15 protein-coding genes are annotated in these 18,166 nt (G+C 39.0%); 9 read left to right on the top strand and 6 right to left on the bottom strand.

What is annotated here, in order from left to right:
* Positions 1 to 7 precede the first annotated feature (7 nt).
* From H5122_RS14010 to H5122_RS14000, 3 genes are read right to left on the bottom strand one after another with little or no spacing between them, the layout of a single operon-like run.
* The gene (locus H5122_RS14010; protein WP_182682337.1) at positions 8 to 2,368 is read right to left on the bottom strand and encodes a hypothetical protein; all 2,361 of its coding nucleotides are present in this window, start codon (positions 2,366 to 2,368) and stop codon (positions 8 to 10) included.
* Positions 2,368 to 3,048: an ABC transporter ATP-binding protein gene (locus tag H5122_RS14005; RefSeq protein ID WP_182682336.1), complete on the bottom strand. Its 681-nt coding sequence runs from the start codon at positions 3,046 to 3,048 to the stop codon at positions 2,368 to 2,370. Before H5122_RS14005 ends, H5122_RS14010 begins: the two co-directional genes overlap by 1 nt.
* A gap of 13 nt (positions 3,049 to 3,061) precedes the next feature.
* The gene (locus tag H5122_RS14000; RefSeq protein WP_182682335.1) at positions 3,062 to 4,300 is read right to left on the bottom strand and encodes an efflux RND transporter periplasmic adaptor subunit; all 1,239 of its coding nucleotides are present in this window, start codon (positions 4,298 to 4,300) and stop codon (positions 3,062 to 3,064) included.
* 499 nt (positions 4,301 to 4,799) lie between these two features.
* Here H5122_RS14000 and H5122_RS13995 point away from each other — a divergent pair, with 499 nt between their 5' ends.
* On the top strand, positions 4,800 to 5,798 hold the full coding sequence (locus tag H5122_RS13995; protein WP_182682334.1) for a DUF2971 domain-containing protein: 999 nt from the start codon (positions 4,800 to 4,802) through the stop codon (positions 5,796 to 5,798).
* A 112-nt stretch (positions 5,799 to 5,910) separates the two neighbouring features.
* Here H5122_RS13995 and dapD read toward each other — a convergent pair whose 3' ends face one another.
* The 3 genes from dapD to map are packed head-to-tail and all read right to left on the bottom strand — an operon-like array spanning position 5,911 to position 10,182.
* Entirely contained in the window at positions 5,911 to 6,738 is an 828-nt protein-coding gene (gene dapD, locus H5122_RS13990) for a 2,3,4,5-tetrahydropyridine-2,6-dicarboxylate N-succinyltransferase (RefSeq protein WP_002958324.1), read from the bottom strand.
* A 9-nt stretch (positions 6,739 to 6,747) separates the two neighbouring features.
* Positions 6,748 to 9,366, bottom strand: coding sequence for a [protein-PII] uridylyltransferase (glnD, locus tag H5122_RS13985; RefSeq protein ID WP_182682333.1), 2,619 nt, complete (start codon positions 9,364 to 9,366; stop codon positions 6,748 to 6,750).
* Between the two features lie 30 nt (positions 9,367 to 9,396).
* On the bottom strand, positions 9,397 to 10,182 hold the full coding sequence (gene map, locus H5122_RS13980) for a type I methionyl aminopeptidase (protein ID WP_002958322.1): 786 nt from the start codon (positions 10,180 to 10,182) through the stop codon (positions 9,397 to 9,399).
* Between the two features lie 271 nt (positions 10,183 to 10,453).
* Here map and rpsB point away from each other — a divergent pair, with 271 nt between their 5' ends.
* The 8 genes from rpsB to rseP all read left to right on the top strand — a co-directional run bounded on the left by rpsB (position 10,454) and on the right by rseP (position 18,083).
* On the top strand, positions 10,454 to 11,182 hold the full coding sequence (gene rpsB / locus H5122_RS13975) for a 30S ribosomal protein S2 (RefSeq protein WP_002958321.1): 729 nt from the start codon (positions 10,454 to 10,456) through the stop codon (positions 11,180 to 11,182).
* A 104-nt stretch (positions 11,183 to 11,286) separates the two neighbouring features.
* Positions 11,287 to 12,138, top strand: coding sequence for a translation elongation factor Ts (tsf, locus tag H5122_RS13970; protein WP_002958320.1), 852 nt, complete (start codon positions 11,287 to 11,289; stop codon positions 12,136 to 12,138).
* A 158-nt stretch (positions 12,139 to 12,296) separates the two neighbouring features.
* Positions 12,297 to 13,046: a UMP kinase gene (pyrH, locus tag H5122_RS13965; protein WP_024596498.1), complete on the top strand. Its 750-nt coding sequence runs from the start codon at positions 12,297 to 12,299 to the stop codon at positions 13,044 to 13,046.
* A gap of 49 nt (positions 13,047 to 13,095) precedes the next feature.
* The gene (gene frr, locus H5122_RS13960; RefSeq protein ID WP_206013162.1) at positions 13,096 to 13,617 is read left to right on the top strand and encodes a ribosome recycling factor; all 522 of its coding nucleotides are present in this window, start codon (positions 13,096 to 13,098) and stop codon (positions 13,615 to 13,617) included.
* Between the two features lie 244 nt (positions 13,618 to 13,861).
* Entirely contained in the window at positions 13,862 to 14,641 is a 780-nt protein-coding gene (locus H5122_RS13955; RefSeq protein WP_024596497.1) for an isoprenyl transferase, read from the top strand.
* A 19-nt stretch (positions 14,642 to 14,660) separates the two neighbouring features.
* The gene (locus tag H5122_RS13950) at positions 14,661 to 15,527 is read left to right on the top strand and encodes a phosphatidate cytidylyltransferase (protein WP_024606268.1); all 867 of its coding nucleotides are present in this window, start codon (positions 14,661 to 14,663) and stop codon (positions 15,525 to 15,527) included.
* Positions 15,524 to 16,729 (top strand): 1-deoxy-D-xylulose-5-phosphate reductoisomerase, encoded by a 1,206-nt coding sequence (ispC, locus tag H5122_RS13945; protein WP_182682332.1) that lies wholly within the window; start codon positions 15,524 to 15,526, stop codon positions 16,727 to 16,729. Before H5122_RS13950 ends, ispC begins: the two co-directional genes overlap by 4 nt.
* A gap of 1 nt (position 16,730) precedes the next feature.
* The gene (gene rseP, locus H5122_RS13940) at positions 16,731 to 18,083 is read left to right on the top strand and encodes a sigma E protease regulator RseP (protein WP_182682331.1); all 1,353 of its coding nucleotides are present in this window, start codon (positions 16,731 to 16,733) and stop codon (positions 18,081 to 18,083) included.
* Positions 18,084 to 18,166: the final 83 nt, after the last annotated feature.

Below are 18,166 nucleotides of genomic sequence, written 5' to 3'. Positions count from 1 at the left end.
CTTATCCTTAAGTTAAGTTATTCCACGAGTTGTTAAGTGTTTTTTTAATCTCTATAGCAATAATACATATGACCGCTAACAAAATGACTAAATGCACTGTAAGTATCGTGTTTAGGTCAAAAACGGATTGTTGAAATAAAAAAGTTTGTAGTTTTTCATGTTGGGTGAAAAATAGCGCAATAATAACTATGTGGGTTATCACAAATGCAGTGAAAAATAGCTTTAAAAATAAATAGCATATTTGGTAGCTGCGAGCGCCCATAGCACGTCTTAATGCAAGCTCTGTAGATGATTTAGTAGTAAGCTGTTTAATACTGCTGTAGTTGTATAAAAACGCAGAGAGTAGAAGAATTGAGGAACACACAACGGTAATTATTAGTAATGCATTTCTAGGGGCTTGCTCATTTTTTACTAAAGACGAAAGGGGGGTAAGTGATAAATCGTTAAAGTTAACACTTAATGCTCTTACTGCCGTTTGGAGTTCACTTTCAAATTGTGTGATGGGCGCATGAGTTTTAATTATAATTGTTTCAAAACCTGTCAGGGCACTTATTACATTATATACAGTTGGCTGAACCGGTGTGTCGGCTCCTTCATTATAAATATCATTAACAACGCCAACTACTTTATGTTTTACTTTTCCAGTATCAAATTGGGCTAATAAATAAGCTTGGCTTAGTTCTGTGCCTGCAAAGTATTGATCCCATAACGCGCTGTTAACGACAATGTTTTGGTACTGCTGCCATTGCACACTTTGCCCAGAAATAAGCTTAGCGCCAATAGTTTTAAAGTAATGCGGGCTCACTCTATGGCTTGCGGTACTGGCGCTTTTACCCGAACTGATAGCTTGTCCGGTAACGGTGTACCATGCACTAAACCCACTGCGATCTGATAGTGGCGGGGCAGAGCTAAGTGATACTTCTTCAATAATGGGCAGTGAATTTAATTGCTGAATTAATTGTTGAGCAGAGTTATTTGCATTAAAGGCCTCGCTAGGTGATTGTGGAAAACTAAAGCTGGCAATTAGAATACTGTCTGCATTAAATCCCATACTTTTATTATTTAAATTAATCTGGCTGTAAATAACCAAACTACTAATATAAACACTTGTAATAGCAAGGCTAGTAAGTAACGAAAGCAATGAGAACACTTGTACTTTTTCGCTTGTTGTTGCACTTTGGCCGCGTCCAATACTGCTGTGTACCCACCTTCGCTGAAAATAACTAAGCGCCGATAAAAAAGTAATAATAACTATGTAAAATACCGCCAGCGTAAATAATGAAAAAGAGCTGCTTAGCTTATTCAGGCTTGGTAATAAAATTGCGCTAATGCGGTCGCTCAGTGGATACAAAACGCACATTACAATAATAAGTAGTAGGCTTGTGAGTGCAATATCAATAATTTGCTGCACAAAAATGTGTGTGTTATTGGCTCCACATAGTTTGCGTATAGTTTCTTCTTGTTGCTTTTTAATTGACTCTGCACAGTAAAATGCACAAAAGGCAATAAAGCTAAATGAGAGTAAAATATAATAAAGTAACTGCAATAAGTTTAGGCGCTTTATTATTTTATTAAAGTGAGTAGGGCTAACGCCAATACCATCACTAAACTTAAGTTCGGTGTTATCAAATATAAACATTTCGTTTTGTAAGTGCTTATTTAGCAAGCTTAAAAAGAGTGTTTTATTTTTAACGTTTCCTAAAATATACGTAAATGTATCTGGGGTCAGGCTACTTTCTAGAGGCAAAATGCGCTTGAGTTGCGAGTAAGAAATAAGGAGTTTAGGTTCATAGGCACGTTTAAAGCTTTTAAACTCTTTTGGCATTACAGCAACAATGTTTATGCTTTTATTATTAACAACAAGCTGTTTGCCAATAATATCAGTGACACCTTTAAAATGAGTATGCCAAAACGAATAGCTAATGGCGGCACTTAGTGCGCTGCCTTGTTTTGGGAAATCTAGCTTCTCAAAGCTGCCTAAGGCAGGAATGATACCTAATTGTTTATAACCCCCCGATATAAAGCTTACCTTAACAGGCTCGCTATCATGATTAACCGAAAGCTTTAATGATAAATCAATAGAGCGTTCAAAAACACCGACTAAATCTTGGTGCAATACGGTTATTTCATCAAAAATGTACTCATCAACGGGTAAGTCATTTTGAGTATCACTTAAGTAAACTTGTTTAATGTTATGGATGTTATTTATTGCCGTGTAATCGGCTGATAAAAACTGACTATGAATATTACTTATATTTAAAATTAAACATAAAGGAATACTCAGCAACAAACAACTAAGCCATAATTTAGTATTTTGCTTAGCATATTTTAGCCAGTTTAAGGTCAGATCAGTAATTAAGTTCAGCATCAAAAACCTTGCGCACTAAGCTGTCCGTCTTGAATATACAAACGCGTTTTTGCTGTTTTAGCATGGTTTTCATCATGTGTTATTAAGCAAATTGTTTTGCCATCGTCGTTTAGCTTATTGAGTAACTGATATATTTGTTCGCTATTACTCGAATCTAAATTACCCGTTGGCTCATCGGCTAAAATAATAGAAGGCTCATTTATTAATGCTCTAGCAATAGCAACTCTTTGTTGTTGCCCGCCTGACAATTGGCTTGGCTTTCTATCAATAAATTCAAGCATATTTACTTTATTAAGCGCAGCTTCTACTTTTTTTTGGTAATCCTTTCTAGGCACCGATTTGTTGTAACTGAGTGGCAAAGCCACGTTATCAAATACGCTTAAATGATTTAATAAATTAAAGTTTTGAAATATAAAACCAAGTTCTCTGTTTTTAATGGCTGCAATAGAGTCGGGTGTTAAGTCTGCTGTGTTAGTGCCTAAAATAGTGTATTGCCCTTGGCTAGGTAAGTTTAGTAAACCTAAAATAGAAAGTAGGGTACTTTTACCACTGCCAGAAGTACCAGTTATTGCAATGTAGTCACCACTGTTTATTTTAAAACTTACAGCTTTGAGGGTATCAATTTTGGTATTAGGGTATTGATAAAAAATATTATTAAACTCTATTAACGGATAACTCATAACTGACACCTCATTAAAATACTTCTTTCAAATCAAGGTAACTTTGAGTGGCATAAGCTGCTGGTAGTAATAAAACATAGTTACCTTGTAGCGACTCATCAAAGCTTAAAGTGTCTTGCTCAGTCGTTTTGTAATTTATATGAGTAAGAATAGCTTTGCTGGAGGGCGTTATTTCATATACTTTCCACAGACTGTAGTTATCAAAATCATTCGGTTTTTTAATGTTTTGAGCTACTAAAGATTGCTCCAAATAAATATGAGCTTCTATTGCTTGGCTGCTTCTAAGCCATGATGGAGGGGAAGCGTCTAATACTAAAAATACATTAATAGCGCCATTTCTTATTACTGTATCAATATAATCAACCTTAGCTGCAATTGTGCCACTGGGTGTAACTATGTCTGCTTTTTGGCCAATTTTTAACTGAGTGGATGAATACTGAGGGACTTGTATTTTAGCCAGTAAGTTGTCGGTCTCTATTAACTCAAACAGCGATTGCCCTTGAGTAACCGCTTGACCTAATTTAGCTAAGTTTTGGCTTACGGTACCGTCAAAGTTTGCTGTGAGTGTTAGTTGCTCTTGACGCCTTTGTAAATAGCTAAGTTTATTTTTTGCGATGTTTACTTTGTTATCAAGCGCAATTAATTGCTGATCAAATGCATCTTTAAATAGGCTAAGTTCATCATTTTTAGCATTAACTTCAAGTTCACTTTGCTTATAAAGCATTTCGCTTTGTTTAAAGCGAATTGCAGAAATAATACCTTGTTCCATTAAAACTTTATTAGCATTTAATTCAAGCGCTTGCTGCTGCAATGCCATTTTAGCTTTTGATAAGTCGACTTTAATTTGCGAGAGCTTAATTGCTAAATTGCTTTTATCAATAGCTACTTGGGATTCTAAATTAAGCTGCTCGTAACTCGCATTATGTATATCTTGCTCCAATTCGTAGTTAGTTAGCTTTGCTAATACTTGGCCTTTTTTTATAGCTTGCCCTTCACGAATTGTAAGTGTGTTGATATTGCCTTTTAGCGGCGCAGACAAAAGCTCTCTTTGTGTAGGCTCTATTGTACCAATCCCTTTTAATACATTGGGTAATGATACTTGAGAGACTAATATTGGCTTTAAATAACGTTCAGGAATATCATTTGAGAAAAGTAGTGTCTTAATTAAATAACCCAAAGCCAATAACAACAATAAAGCCGCAATAGCGATAGGGTATCTACTTTTTTGTTTAACGATTAAATACTCTTCCATTAGTACAACCTACTTGTGCTTTTGTTATTTTAAAATGTGGTAAACGCTGTTTTAGTTAGGGTTTTTATTTTCCTTAAGTAAAGGGTGTAAGGGTAAGCTAGCTGAGTAATATTTTTAGCTGGCAGCTAATGGTTTGATTTATCACCAACTGCGTTCCCAAAACACATTCAGTTATATCACCACCAAGTTAACGATGTAAATTTTATTTTAATGGAAGTTAGTGGAAGAAAGGTTTGATTATCTTGTTTGTTCATGAAGCAGGGCAAGGTAATTACTACGTTGCTACATAAAAGCACTTATTTTTATAAGTGATCTTAGGTTTAGGGGGTATTGCTAACAATGAGCAGTAACTCGGGATTAATTTTTATCGACGTAGGAAGGGTTGAGTGAAACGAAACCCAACTTTTTGCATTTTAACATCTTAGAATATTCAATTTTATTGTTTTTCTTAAAGAGTTAGACTCAGAATGAAGAAGGTTAATCATTTAAGGCTTTAAATATGGAATACGTTTATCACTACACTTCTGCAGAGGGTTTAAAGGGGATTTTAGAGAGCAAAAGTTTATGGGCTACTAACGCAGAATATCTAAATGATTTTAGAGAAATAAAGCAAGGTATTGATAGAATAAAATCACTTAGAGGGAGTTTGTCTGAGTTTTCACAAATCAAACTCGAAGAAATTTATGCCAAACACAATAATATACCTTTAGATGTTACCGAAAAAGAAATGCGAAGTAAGGACGTGCATCTCGCAAATCGTTTTTTAAATTTTCTATGGAATATAATTGATAATAATACCATTGATGAAATTTATACCACTTCATTTACAACTAAGCGTGATAGCCTAAACCACTGGCTAACTTACGGGTCAGAGCAAACTTCATATTGCATAAAGTTTAATAAAGAAAATCTATTTGATGATGAGTACTTTAGGCAAAGAAAACTTTTGAGTGGCTATGATGATGTTGATTACCAACCAACTGAGGAAATGCTTCATTCTTTAATTGAAGAACACTATCTGCCTGAGGTTTTAAGTTATGTGTTAGATCCAAATTTAAATGGAAATGATCTAAATGAAAAATGTGCTATTGCTGCAATTGAAATTTTTAATGAAGCGATTTTTAAGATTGCTAGCATAAAAGATCAAGCGTTCGAATATGAAGAAGAGTATCGTTTTACTCTTTTTTACCCTGGTTTAGTCTCATTAAATGAAAATACTGAAAAGGGTTATTTTGATTTTATAGACTCCTCTAATATTGATTTTATAAAGCTTGAAAATGGAGTGAAAGAGTTTTTTCCTTTATGCTACAGAACCCTAAAGTCTGGCATTATAGCCCCATATAGAGCGATACCTTTTCCTAAAAATTCAATTGAAGAAATTATAATAGGACCATCAGAAAATAATGAGTTAGCTGTTAAAGGCTTAAAGTCTTTTTTGAGTTCATTGAATTTTAATGTAGAGGTGTCCAGGACTCAAACTTCATTTAGAAGAATTTAAAAAGCTCTAGACCCAAAGGGCTTAGAGCTTTTCTATATACAATTAAAGTTTAGCTAAAACACTTTACTTCAACGTATCGTTGGGTTTCGTTTCACTCAACTTAACCTACGTGTTACTCATCAATTGAGCGTAGTAGGGCGTTTATGCCTACTTTTTCACGTGTTTGTTTATCTACTTTCTTCACGATAATTGCAGCGTAAAGGCTGTGAGTGCCATCTTTTGACGGTAGTGCGCCTGGAACAACTACTGCACCTGCTGGTACGCGGCCGTAGTGAATTTCGCCGGTTTCGCGGTCATAAATACGGGTGCTTTGGCTGATGTAAACACCCATTGAAATTACTGCGCCTTCTTCAACAATTACGCCTTCAACAATTTCAGAACGTGCGCCAATAAAGCAGTTGTCTTCAATGATGGTTGGGTTAGCTTGTAGAGGCTCTAAAACGCCGCCTATGCCAACGCCACCTGATAAATGTACGTTCTTACCAATTTGTGCACACGAGCCTACAGTCGCCCAAGTATCAACCATGGTGCCGTCGTCAACGTATGCGCCAATATTTACGTACGATGGCATAAGTACAACGTTTTTACCTACAAAGCTGCCTTTACGCGCCACTGCGTTTGGTACTACGCGCATACCGCCTTGTTGAAATTGCTCTGGCGTGTAGTCGCTAAATTTAAGCGGTACTTTGTCATAAAACTGGTTTACGCCGTCGTTCATTGGCTGGTTGTCGCGAATACGAAACGACAGTAAAACGGCTTTTTTAAGCCACTGGTGTACAACCCATTCACCCGATATTTTTTCAGCAACGCGTGCTGCGCCGCTATCAAGTAAATCAAGTGCGTCGATAATGGCTTGCTTTACGTCGCTAGATACTGTGCTTGGGCTAATGCTATCGCGGTTGTCCCATGCGTTTTCGATCATCGTTTTTAAATCTGACATGTGTGTCCTCTATTCTGTTTCGGCGTTGAATTTTTTACGTAATGCCTGATGAATTTTTGCTTGCTCTTCATCAGTCAGCGCTTGGTATTCGTTATTAGATACAACAAAGAAATCCTCGGCACGTTCACCTACCGTTGTAATACGGGCAGCGTGAATGTGTAGTAAATGCGCTTGGAAAACTTCGGCTATTTTGGTTAGTAAACCTTGTATATCGACGGCTTGAATTTCTATTAAGCTACGGTCTTTGCGTGCATGTGGGCGCAACACAATTTTAGGTTTAATATTAAAATCTTTAAAGCGTTGAGAGCGGCTCTTTTTAAAGCGAATTTTTTTACGTGGATCGCTAAGTGCTTGCTCAAGCCCGCGTTTAATTGATTGCGCTCGACCGCTCGCTATAGGGTCGCCACTTACTTCAAGTATTACAAAGCTAAACAGGACGTAACCGTCTTTTGTGGTCAGTACTTGCGCGTGCTGTATTTGTGCTTTTTTAGAGCCAATTACACTCACTAATCTTGCAAATAGTGCTCCAGAGTAAGGGCTGTATACAAATACTTGTGTACCACCATGCATTGCTTTGTTAGATACAATTACACTGGGTTGGCTTAAATCGGTGCTGCTTAATAAATGCTCACTTTGCCACGATATTTGTTGTTCGCTAAAGGCGGTAAAGTAGTTGGCTTTAAAGCGACTCCAAATTAAATCAATTTTATTCTCAGGGTAACCTAAGTTGAGTAGACGTTGTTTAGCTTGGTGTTTTTTATCGCGAATTTGGTCGCGCTGATCCATTGGGTTTTCAAGCCCTAGGCGTAATGCGCGCTGCGTGTGCAAGTACAATTCACGCAGTAGGGTGTTTTTCCAATCGTTCCATAAGTTGTCATTAGTTGCACGTATGTCGGCAACGGTTAAACAATATAAATAGTCGAGTTGGCGCTCTGTTTTAATACGTGTTGCAAAGTCTTTTATTACAGCAGGGTCGTTAATATCTTTACGCTGCGCGGTAACCGACATAAGTAAATGGTTACTTACAAGCCATGCGACTAATTTCGAATCAGAGGATGAAAAACCATGTAATTTAGCAAAGGCTATAGCATCAACAGCGCCAAGTTCTGAGTGATCTCCCCCTCGGCCTTTAGCAATGTCGTGAAATATACCGGCTAAATAAAGTAGCTCTGGTTTGTCCATTCGAGTGACTATTTCACTACAAATAGGAAACTCGCTAATGCCTGTTTTATCAAAGTATTCGTAAATATTTTTGATTAATTTGTGAGTATGCTCATCTACGGTGTAGGCGTGAAACAAATCGAACTGCATTTGTCCAAATATATTACGCCACTGCGGTAAGTAGGCGGCAAGCATGCCGTGCTTGTGCATAAGCGTAAATGCGCGGCCCATACCATTAGGGTGTTTAACTAAGCGTAAAAAGGCTTCACGACAGGCTGCGTAATCTTGTAAATCCCCCAATAAACGACGGCGTACTTGGCGAATTGTACGAATAGTGCTTGGGTAAATATGCGTTATTGTAGGGTTGTCTGCTATGTGCTCAAACAATACAAAAAGTTGGTCACGTCTAAAAAATACAGATGGATCTTTTACGCGTATTTGATGGCCCACTTGCTCAAAGTTTCTGTCGAGTACTATCACTGTTTTTTCACTACTTTCGGGCATGATACTTTGTTCAAAGTATGAAAGTAGCATTTGGTTAAGTTCGCGCACGCGGCTCATTATTCTAAATAAGCGCTTCATCATACGCTCAACAGAGGCTTTACCGTCGCTACCAAAACCTAAAATTTCGGCGGCTTGTGGTTGATGATCAAACAATAAGCGGTTTTCAGCCCGACCTGCAGCTAGATGCAGTGCAAAGCGAATATTCCATAGGTTTTCTAGGCACTCTGAAAGCTCTTGAAACTCTTCATGGGTTAAGTAGCCGTGACTTATTAACTCTTGCAGAGTTTCGGTTCTAAAGTGCTTTTTTGCAACCCAAATAATGGTTTGCAAGTCGCGCAGGCCACCGGGGTTTTCTTTAATGTTTGGCTCAAGATTATACGCGGTGCCGTGGCACTTTTTGTGACGTAAGTTTTGTTCTTGAACTTTGGCAGTAAAAAACTCACCGGAGCGCCATACGGGTGTTTCTAGAATATGCGTTTTGAGTTTTTCAAACTCAATATGATTACCAAAAATAAGGCGGCTTTCAAGTAAGCTGGTGGCAAAAGTAACGTCTTCACGTTTTTGATCAATGGCTTGTTCTATCGTGCGCACGCTGTGACCAATCTCTAAGTTGAGATCCCATAGCATGGTGACAAACTGGCCTATTTTTTCGCATATTTCTTCGCTTGGCGGTTTAGTTACAAGCAATAAAAAGTCGATGTCGGAGTAGGGATGTAGCTCGCCACGTCCGTATCCGCCTACTGCTATTAATGCTAAATCAGGTTCGCGCGCTAAGTCGTAAACATGAAAAAGCTTAATTAGTAGGCGGTCAATAAACTCAGCCCGGGCATTAATTAAATTCCCAACCGGTTGTTTAGAAAATTCGTTATGTAACCATTTATAAAAATAGCTAGAACAATCGCGATAATCACTAAGTTGCTCTGCATCGCTGAGCAACTTTTTTACTTTGTTGGGTAATGCCACGTGGGCTGGCTCCTAATTTCTTATTTATTATTAGTGTTCTATGATCCTGTCGATAGTATCATCTGATCGTAGCGTTAAAATTTCAACACCATTTTCAGTCACTAATAAAGTATGTTCCCACTGTGCAGACAAGCTGCGGTCGCGAGTTACTACAGTCCAATCATCTTTAAGTAGCTTACATTGGCGTTTACCCGCATTAACCATTGGCTCAATTGTTAAGCACATGCCCGCTTTTAAAGTTTCGCCAGTGCCCGCTTTACCGTAATGCATTACTTGTGGTTCTTCATGAAATCCTGCGCCAATACCGTGGCCGCAATATTCACGAACAATAGAGTAATTAAAACTTTCTGCATATTTTTGAATAGCTGAGCCAATATCACCTAAGCGCACACCAGGTTTTACCATTTTAATAGCAAGGTATAAGCTTTCTTGTGTTACTTCGGCAAGACGCTTAGCTTGGATGTTTGGTGTACCAACGTGGAACATTTTAGAAGTATCGCCGTGGTAGCCATCTTTAATGACAGTGACGTCAATATTTACGCTGTCGCCTTCTTTTAATGCTTTGTCATTTGGAATTCCGTGACAAATAACATGATTAACTGACGTACAAACTGATTTTGGAAAGCCATGATAATTTAACGGAGCAGGGATTGCTTGTTGCACATTAACAATATAATCATGACAAAGTGTATTTAGCTCATCGGTGGTAACACCCGGCACTACATGAGGGCCGATCATTTCAAGTACATCGGCCGCTAAGCGCCCAGCTACGCGCATTTTCTCTATTTCTTCAGGGGTCTTGATAATAGCGCTCATTGAGGCTCCAAAGTTGAGTTTCTAACATTTGTCGCCGAACAAATTTTGCACGCGACGTTGAGTATTTAATTTTAATATGGTATAAAGCGCGCCGTCTTTTTACAAATAAATTCTTAAATGATTTTTTGTATTTAAGGCAAACACAATTTTATTTTAACACACACACGTATCGTCACATACACTTGGGTGCATTTGAAGTTTAATTACTTCGGTGTTGGTGCTATGGGATATGTGGAGGCCTAACCCTAAACAACTATAGAGGATCTATAAAATGGCAAACGTTTCAATGCGCGATATGCTTCAAGCTGGTGTTCACTTTGGTCACCAAGCACGTTACTGGAACCCTAAGATGAAGCCTTTCATCTTCGGCACACGTAACCGTGTACATATCATCAACCTTGAGCAAACTGTACCAATGTTCAACGACGCACTTAAGTTTTTATCAAGTGCTGCAGCAAACAAAGGTAAAGTTCTTTTCGTTGGTACTAAGCGCGCAGCAAGCGACGCAGTTAAAGCAGCTGCTTTAGAAAGCGATCAGTTCTTCGTAAATCACCGTTGGTTAGGTGGTATGTTGACTAACTGGAAAACTGTACGTCAATCAATCAAGCGTCTTAAAGACCTTGAAGCACAAAGCCAAGACGGTACTTTCGAGAAATTAACTAAGAAAGAAACGTTAATGCTTAACCGCGAAATGGAAAAGCTTGAAAAGAGCCTTGGTGGTATCAAAAACATGGGCGGTCTTCCAGACGCGCTTTTCGTTATCGATGCTGACCACGAGCACATTGCTATCCGTGAAGCAAACAACCTAGGTATCCCTGTTGTTGCAATCGTTGATACTAACTCTAACCCAGACGGCGTTGATTACATCGTTCCTGGTAACGATGATGCTATCCGTGCTGTAAGCCTTTACACTAGCGCTGTTGCAGCTGCTATCACTGAAGGTCGCGAGAATAACATCGTTGCTCAAGCTGAGAAAGACGATTTCGTTGAAGCTGAGTAATTAGCTATCATCAAGTCTTCATCTTTTTAAGGTGAAGACTTGTTATTCTTGTAGAGCGGGTAACCCGCTTATCTAAACCAGATTTCAGATTTGAGGATTTACTAATGGCTGTAACTACTGCCCTAGTTAAAGAATTACGCGAGCGCACAGGCGCTGGCATGATGGATTGTAAAAAAGCGTTAACTGAGACTGATGGCGACATCGAGTTAGCGATTGAAAACATGCGTAAAAGTGGCGCTGCTAAAGCTGCTAAAAAAGCAGGTAACATTGCTGCTGAAGGTACTATCATCATCAAGCAAAACGCTGGTGTTGCAGTACTAGTAGAAGTTAACTGTCAAACAGACTTCGTTGCAAAAGACGTAAGCTTTTTAGCATTTGCTGATAAAGTTGCTGAAGCTGCAATTGCTGACACTCTTACTATCGAAGACTTACAAGCTAAGTTTGAAGAAGACCGTGTTGAGCTAGTAACTAAAATTGGCGAAAACATCAACGTACGTCGTCTACAGTACATTGCTGGTGAAAACCTAGTTGAGTACCGTCATGGCGACCGTATCGGTGTTGTTGTTGCAGGTGTTGCTGATGAAGAAACACTTAAGCACGTTGCAATGCACGTTGCTGCTTCACGTCCAGAGTACTTAACTCCTTCAGACGTACCAGCTGACGTTGTAGAAAAAGAAAAGCAAGTACAAATCGAAATCGCGATGAATGAAGGAAAGCCTGCTGAAATCGCTGAGAAGATGGTTGTTGGTCGCATGAAAAAATTCACTGGTGAGGTTTCTCTTACTGGTCAAGCTTTCATCATGGAACCTAAAAAATCTGTTGGCGATATTCTTAAAGAGAAAAACGCAACAGTTACTGGCTTTGTACGTGTAGAAGTTGGTGAAGGTATCGAGAAGAAAGAAGAAGATTTTGCTGCTGAAGTTGCTGCTCAAATTGCAGCTGCTAAAGGTCAGTAAGATTAACTATTTGTGATGCAAAAGGAAATTAGATGCAATTAAAGTACTATTTGGTTTTGCTTCACAGCTAGAAATTCTTTAAAATAACCGCGCTTTTATGTTTAACATAAGCGCGGTTATTTTTTATCCATAATTCAATAAAAGTTGGCCCCTATACTATGACTATCAATCGCAAACCTATTTTTAGACGTGTTCTTCTCAAATTAAGTGGTGAAGCTTTAATGGGAGACGAAGGCTTCGGCATCGACCCAAAAGTTTTAGACCGTATGGCACAAGAAATTAAAGAGCTAGTAGAGCTTGACGTAGAAGTGGGTTTAGTTATTGGTGGAGGTAACTTTTTACGCGGTGGTTCACTTGCAGAAGCAGGTATGAACCGCGTAGTAGGCGACCACATGGGTATGCTTGCAACGGTTATGAATGGCCTTGCAATGCGTGATGCGCTACACCGTGCATTTGTAAACTGTCGTTTAATGTCGGCTATTCCGCTAAATGGTGTATGTGACGCTTATAACTGGGCTGAAGCAATTAGTTTATTAAAAACTGGCCGCGTTGTTATTTTTGCAGCGGGCACTGGTAACCCATTTTTTACTACCGATTCTGCAGCGTGTTTACGCGGTATCGAAATTGAAGCGGATACAGTAATTAAGGCGACTAAAGTGGATGGTGTGTACAGTGATGATCCTGTTAAAAACCCAGAAGCGACGCTTTACAGCCACTTAAGCTACAATGAAATCATTGAAAAAGAATTAAAAGTTATGGATTTAGCGGCATTTACTCTAGCCCGCGATCACAATATGCCATTGAGCGTATTTAATATGAATAAATCAGGCGCGCTAAAACGCGTAATTATGGGTGAAGAAGAAGGAACACTTATTTCTTCACAAGCCTCAGATGAAATAATCAAATAATTAGGATTAAACCGTGATTAACGATATTCAAAAAGACGCGCAAGCGCGCATGCAAAAAAGTGTAACTGCACTAGGTAGCCAATTATCTAAAATTCGTACTGGCCGTGCACATCCTGCAATCCTAGATGGTATTATGGTGTCGTACTACGGTGCACCAACGCCTTTAAACCAAGTTGCTAACGTAACAATTGAAGATTCTCGTACACTTGCTATTGGTGTATTTGATAAGTCTTTAGCGCAAGCTGTTGAAAAAGCAATTATGGCGTCTGACTTAGGTTTAAACCCTATGTCGGCAGGTACTGTTATTCGTGTACCACTTCCTCCACTTACAGAAGAGCGTCGTAAAGACCTTATCAAAATTGTACGTGGCGAAGTTGAAGGCGGTCGTGTTGCTATTCGTAACATTCGTCGTGATGCTAATGGTGATGTAAAAGGTTTATTAAAAGATAAAGAAATATCTGAAGATGAAGCGCGTCAATCAGATGATGCGATTCAAAAACTTACAGATAAATTTATCAAAGAAATGGATACTCTATTAGCTGCTAAAGAAGCAGAGTTAATGGAAATCTAAGTAAGTCCCTGTTTATCTTTTAAGGTTAAATTTGCAGTAGTATGTTTGGTTTTAAGGCAAAGCATAGCCTATGTAGTGAGGTTATTCCCCATTATTAGGCGATAGCAATGCATAAAACCTAAAAACGCGCTGCCCAAAGGGTTCTGCCTAGATTGAATAAATTACAATCGTGAAAGGTCGACAGGACCTATTAAAATTATTAGTTTTGAAACGCCGTCTAGGGTATACTAGGCGGCGTTTTTTTATGGAATACTCAATATTTATGGTTCTAGATGCTGACACAATTTCACAGCAATGTTTACCCAAACATGTTGCTATCATCATGGATGGGAACGGACGTTGGGCACAAGCTAGAAATAGACCTCGTGTGTATGGGCATAAAAAAGGCGTAGACGCAGTTCGTCAATCTGTTCAGTTTTGTACTAAATTAGGGATACAATCGTTAACCTTATTTGCTTTTAGTAGTGAAAACTGGCGCCGCCCTGAAGACGAAGTAAACACTTTAATGGAGCTTTTCTTATTTGTTTTAACAAAGGAAGTTAAAAAGCTTCATAAAAACAATGTAAAACTGACCATTATTGGAGACTTATCACGATTTTCTGAAGGATTACGTAGCAAGGTAGACGCTGCGCATAAGCTGACTGAAAATAACACCGGATTGCGCTTAAATGTTGCAGCTAATTACGGTGGTCGTTGGGATATGGCTAACGCGGCTAAACAACTTGCTTTGCAAGTTGCGCAAGGCACACTCAACGCAGAAGATATTACAGAAGAGCGCTTAGCACAGCATATGAGCATGGCAGATCAGGCTGAACCTGATTTACTTATTCGCACTGGTGGCGATGTTCGTATTAGTAATTTTTTACTATGGCAAGTTGCTTATGCAGAACTTTACTTTACCGAGACACTTTGGCCTGATTTTAATGAAGCAGCATTTGCTGAGGCTATAGCGTGTTACGTTGCCAGAGAGCGACGTTTTGGTTGTACGGGCGAACAAATAAAACAATTACTCGCTCAAACCTAAATAGAATAAGGGTCACATTTTGTTAAAACAACGAATTTTAACCTCTCTAGTGCTTGCACCATCGGCATTAGCTTTGGTTTTTTATACACCGCTTACGTTATTTAGTTACTTTGCCGGTGCAATAGTATTATTAGGCGCATGGGAATGGTCTGCGTTTATGGGTTTATGCGATAAGCTCAAACGTGGTGCTTTTGTTGTATTGATTGCAGCCTTACTTGGCCTGCTTAATTTACATTGGCCTATTGAATCACTATGGGAAAATGGCAAGCTAGTAGGTGATGCAAATTACGTATTTACGCTTTCGTTTGCTTGGTGGATTGTTGCTAGTTATTTAATTTGGCGCTATCCAGAAATGGCTAAAGCGTGGAATGAAGGTCTAGTAATGCGCGGCATTGCAGGTTTATTAACACTTGTGCCGTTATGGCTTGCACTGAATACGCTGCGCAGTGCGCAATATGCTGAATCAACACATTTTGGCTCTGTACTTATTTTAGTCGTATTGGGTATTGTGTGGAGTGCAGACGTTGGTGCTTATTTTTCAGGTAAGAGCTTTGGTAAGCATAAACTTATGCCAAAAGTGAGCCCTAATAAAACAATTGAAGGGTTAGCAGGCGGTGTAGTTGCTTCTATCATTTTTGTTTTAGCATTTTGTCACTTTACCGATGTTGATTTAGGTGTTTGGCCTATCTACGCGATAATGACTGCATTTATTGCATTGTTCTCTGCAGTAGGTGATTTACTTGAAAGCATGTTTAAACGTGAAGCTGGTTTAAAAGATAGCGGCCGTTGTTTACCTGGGCACGGCGGTATTTTAGACCGCATTGACAGCTTAACGGCTGCAGCTCCAATGTTTGTAATGTGCTATGCGTGGACTCTTAGTTTATGAGCCAAAAGCAATTGCTGGTTATTTTAGGCGCAACAGGTTCAATTGGTTTAAGTACACTCGATGTTGTATCGCGTAATAAAGAGTTATTTGATGTTTTTGTTTTAGCTGCAGGGCAAAACGCAAAAAAAATGGCTGAGCTGTGTATTGAACACGAACCACTTTATGCGATTATGGCTACCCAGCAAGCCGCTGAGCAGTTATCTGCTTATTTAGCTAATACACCATGTCAAACGCTTGTTATGCACGGCGAGCAAGCAATGTGCGACTTATGTGCTCACCCAGATGTTGATGTCGTGATGTCGGCAATTGTAGGAGCAGCTGGTTTACTGCCAACATTAAGTGCAGTAGAAGCAGGTAAAAAAGTACTGCTAGCTAATAAAGAATCGTTAGTTATGTCAGGTCAGTTGTTTATTGATAAAGTTAAACAACATAAAGCCACTTTGCTGCCAATTGATAGCGAACATAATGCTATTTTTCAATGTCTACCTTCTTCGTTACAAAATGCCAAAGGCGATCAAAATTTACAGCAACATGGCGTAAGTAAAATTTTGCTAACCGGTTCTGGTGGCCCGTTTTTAACGCGCGATATAAACACACTAAAAGATGTAACTGTAAGTGAAGCCGTGGCGCATCCTAACTGGTCTATGGGTCAAAAAATATCAGTAGACTCGGCCACTATGATGAATAAAGGCTTAGAGTTTATTGAAGCTAAGTGGTTATTCAATTGCGACACCAGTGATATAGACGTAGTGATTCATCCACAAAGTATTATTCATTCAATGGTGCAGTACCACGACGGTTCTATTTTAGCGCAAATGGGTAACCCTGATATGCGCACCCCAATTGCCCATGCACTTGCATACCCTGAGCGAATTAATGCAGGCGTTAAACCGTTAAACTTCTCTGATATATGTGATTTCTCATTCACCAAGCCTGACTTTTCTCGCTATCCAAATTTACAATTAGCGATTGATGCGTGTAGTGCAGGGCAGGGCGCGACCACAACGGTTAATGCTGCAAATGAAATAGCAGTAAGTGCATTCTTAAACGGTAAAATTGGTTTTACTGATATATACAAAATAAATGCACAAACGCTTGAAGCTGCAACGTATACCAATGTACAAAGCTTAGATGAAATTTTAGAGTGCGATAAATTAGCGCGTATTAGCGCTTCAGAATTTATAACAAAAGTGGCGCATTAATATGTTTGATTTTTTTTGGAATCTTGGCTCATTTATTTTAGCGCTTGGTATTTTAGTGGCCATACATGAATATGGCCATTTTTGGGTTGCACGAAAAATGGGCGTTAAAGTGCTGCGTTTTTCAATTGGCTTTGGTAAGCCATTGTTAAAATGGCACGATAAATATAATACCGAATATGTGATTGCGGCTATTCCATTAGGCGGTTATGTAAAAATGCTTGATGAGCGTGTTGATGACGTGCCGGCAAACCAACGTCACTTGTCGTTTAACGCTAAATCTGTACAAGCACGTATTGCCATAGTTGCAGCGGGTCCAATGGCCAACTTTTTGTTTGCCATTTTTGCTCTTGCTGTAATGTATATGGTGGGTGTGCAGTCGGTAAAGCCTGTGGTAGGTAGCATTACCGAGGGTAGCCGGGCAGAGCAAGCGGGCATTATGCCTTCTCAACATATTATAAAAATTGGTGATGATGATATAACGACATGGCAAGATGCCACGTTTGCACTTATGTCTAATTTAGGTGAAGAAAGCGTTGAAGTGATAGTGCGCGATAAAAACCTTCAACCACGTGTTAAAACGCTTAATTTAGAGGGGTGGAAACTAGATCAGCAAGACGTGCCACCACTAAGCTCGTTAGGTATTGTACCGTTTAGACCTCAAGCCACTTTAACAATTGCCGCCGTAACTAAAGACTCAGCTGCAGAACACGCTAATTTACAAGTTAATGACAAAATTTTGGCTGTAAACGGTGAAACAATAAGCAATTGGCAGCAATTAGTTAATCTTATTACGCAATCAGCTAACAAATCTTTACAATTTAGTGTAAAAAGACAAGATACTATAAAAGCCATTACAGTAACCCCTAAAGAGCGCATTGATAATAACGGTATTGAGCAAGGCTTTTTAGGCGTTGCTCCTGTTGTACAGCAATGGCCTGATGGTTATGTAGAGACTAGACATTACGGCCCACTCGATAGTATCGTGCGAGGCACAAAAGAAACGTGGCGCTTAATTACACTCAGTTTTGATATGATTGGTAATTTAATTACAGGCCAGGTTTCGGTTAAGAATTTAAGTGGCCCTGTGGGCATTGCAGTAGGCGCTGGAACTAGCGTAAGCTATGGGTTAGTGGCCTTTTTAAGCTTTTTAGCCTTAATAAGCGTTAACTTGGGTGTATTTAATTTATTACCCTTACCAGTGCTTGATGGTGGACACTTAATGTATTACATAATTGAACTTTTTCGTAAAAAGCCGGTCTCTGAAAAGACACAAGAGTTTGGTTTTAAAGTGGGCGCCTTGTTGCTCATTTTTCTAACATGTTTCGCTTTGTTCAATGATGTATCGCGTTTGTAGTTTTACAGCGTGGCAAATTACTAATTAGAACACGATTGTAAAGCACCACTTTAGTAGGGTGTTATGCGGTAATACAGTTGTAA

It is taken from the genome of Pseudoalteromonas sp. SG43-8 (genome assembly GCF_014164245.1).
GTDB lineage: Bacteria > Pseudomonadota > Gammaproteobacteria > Enterobacterales > Alteromonadaceae > Pseudoalteromonas > Pseudoalteromonas distincta.
Note: the sequence above shows the minus strand (reverse complement) of the source record. Positions and strands in the feature narration are given on the sequence as shown.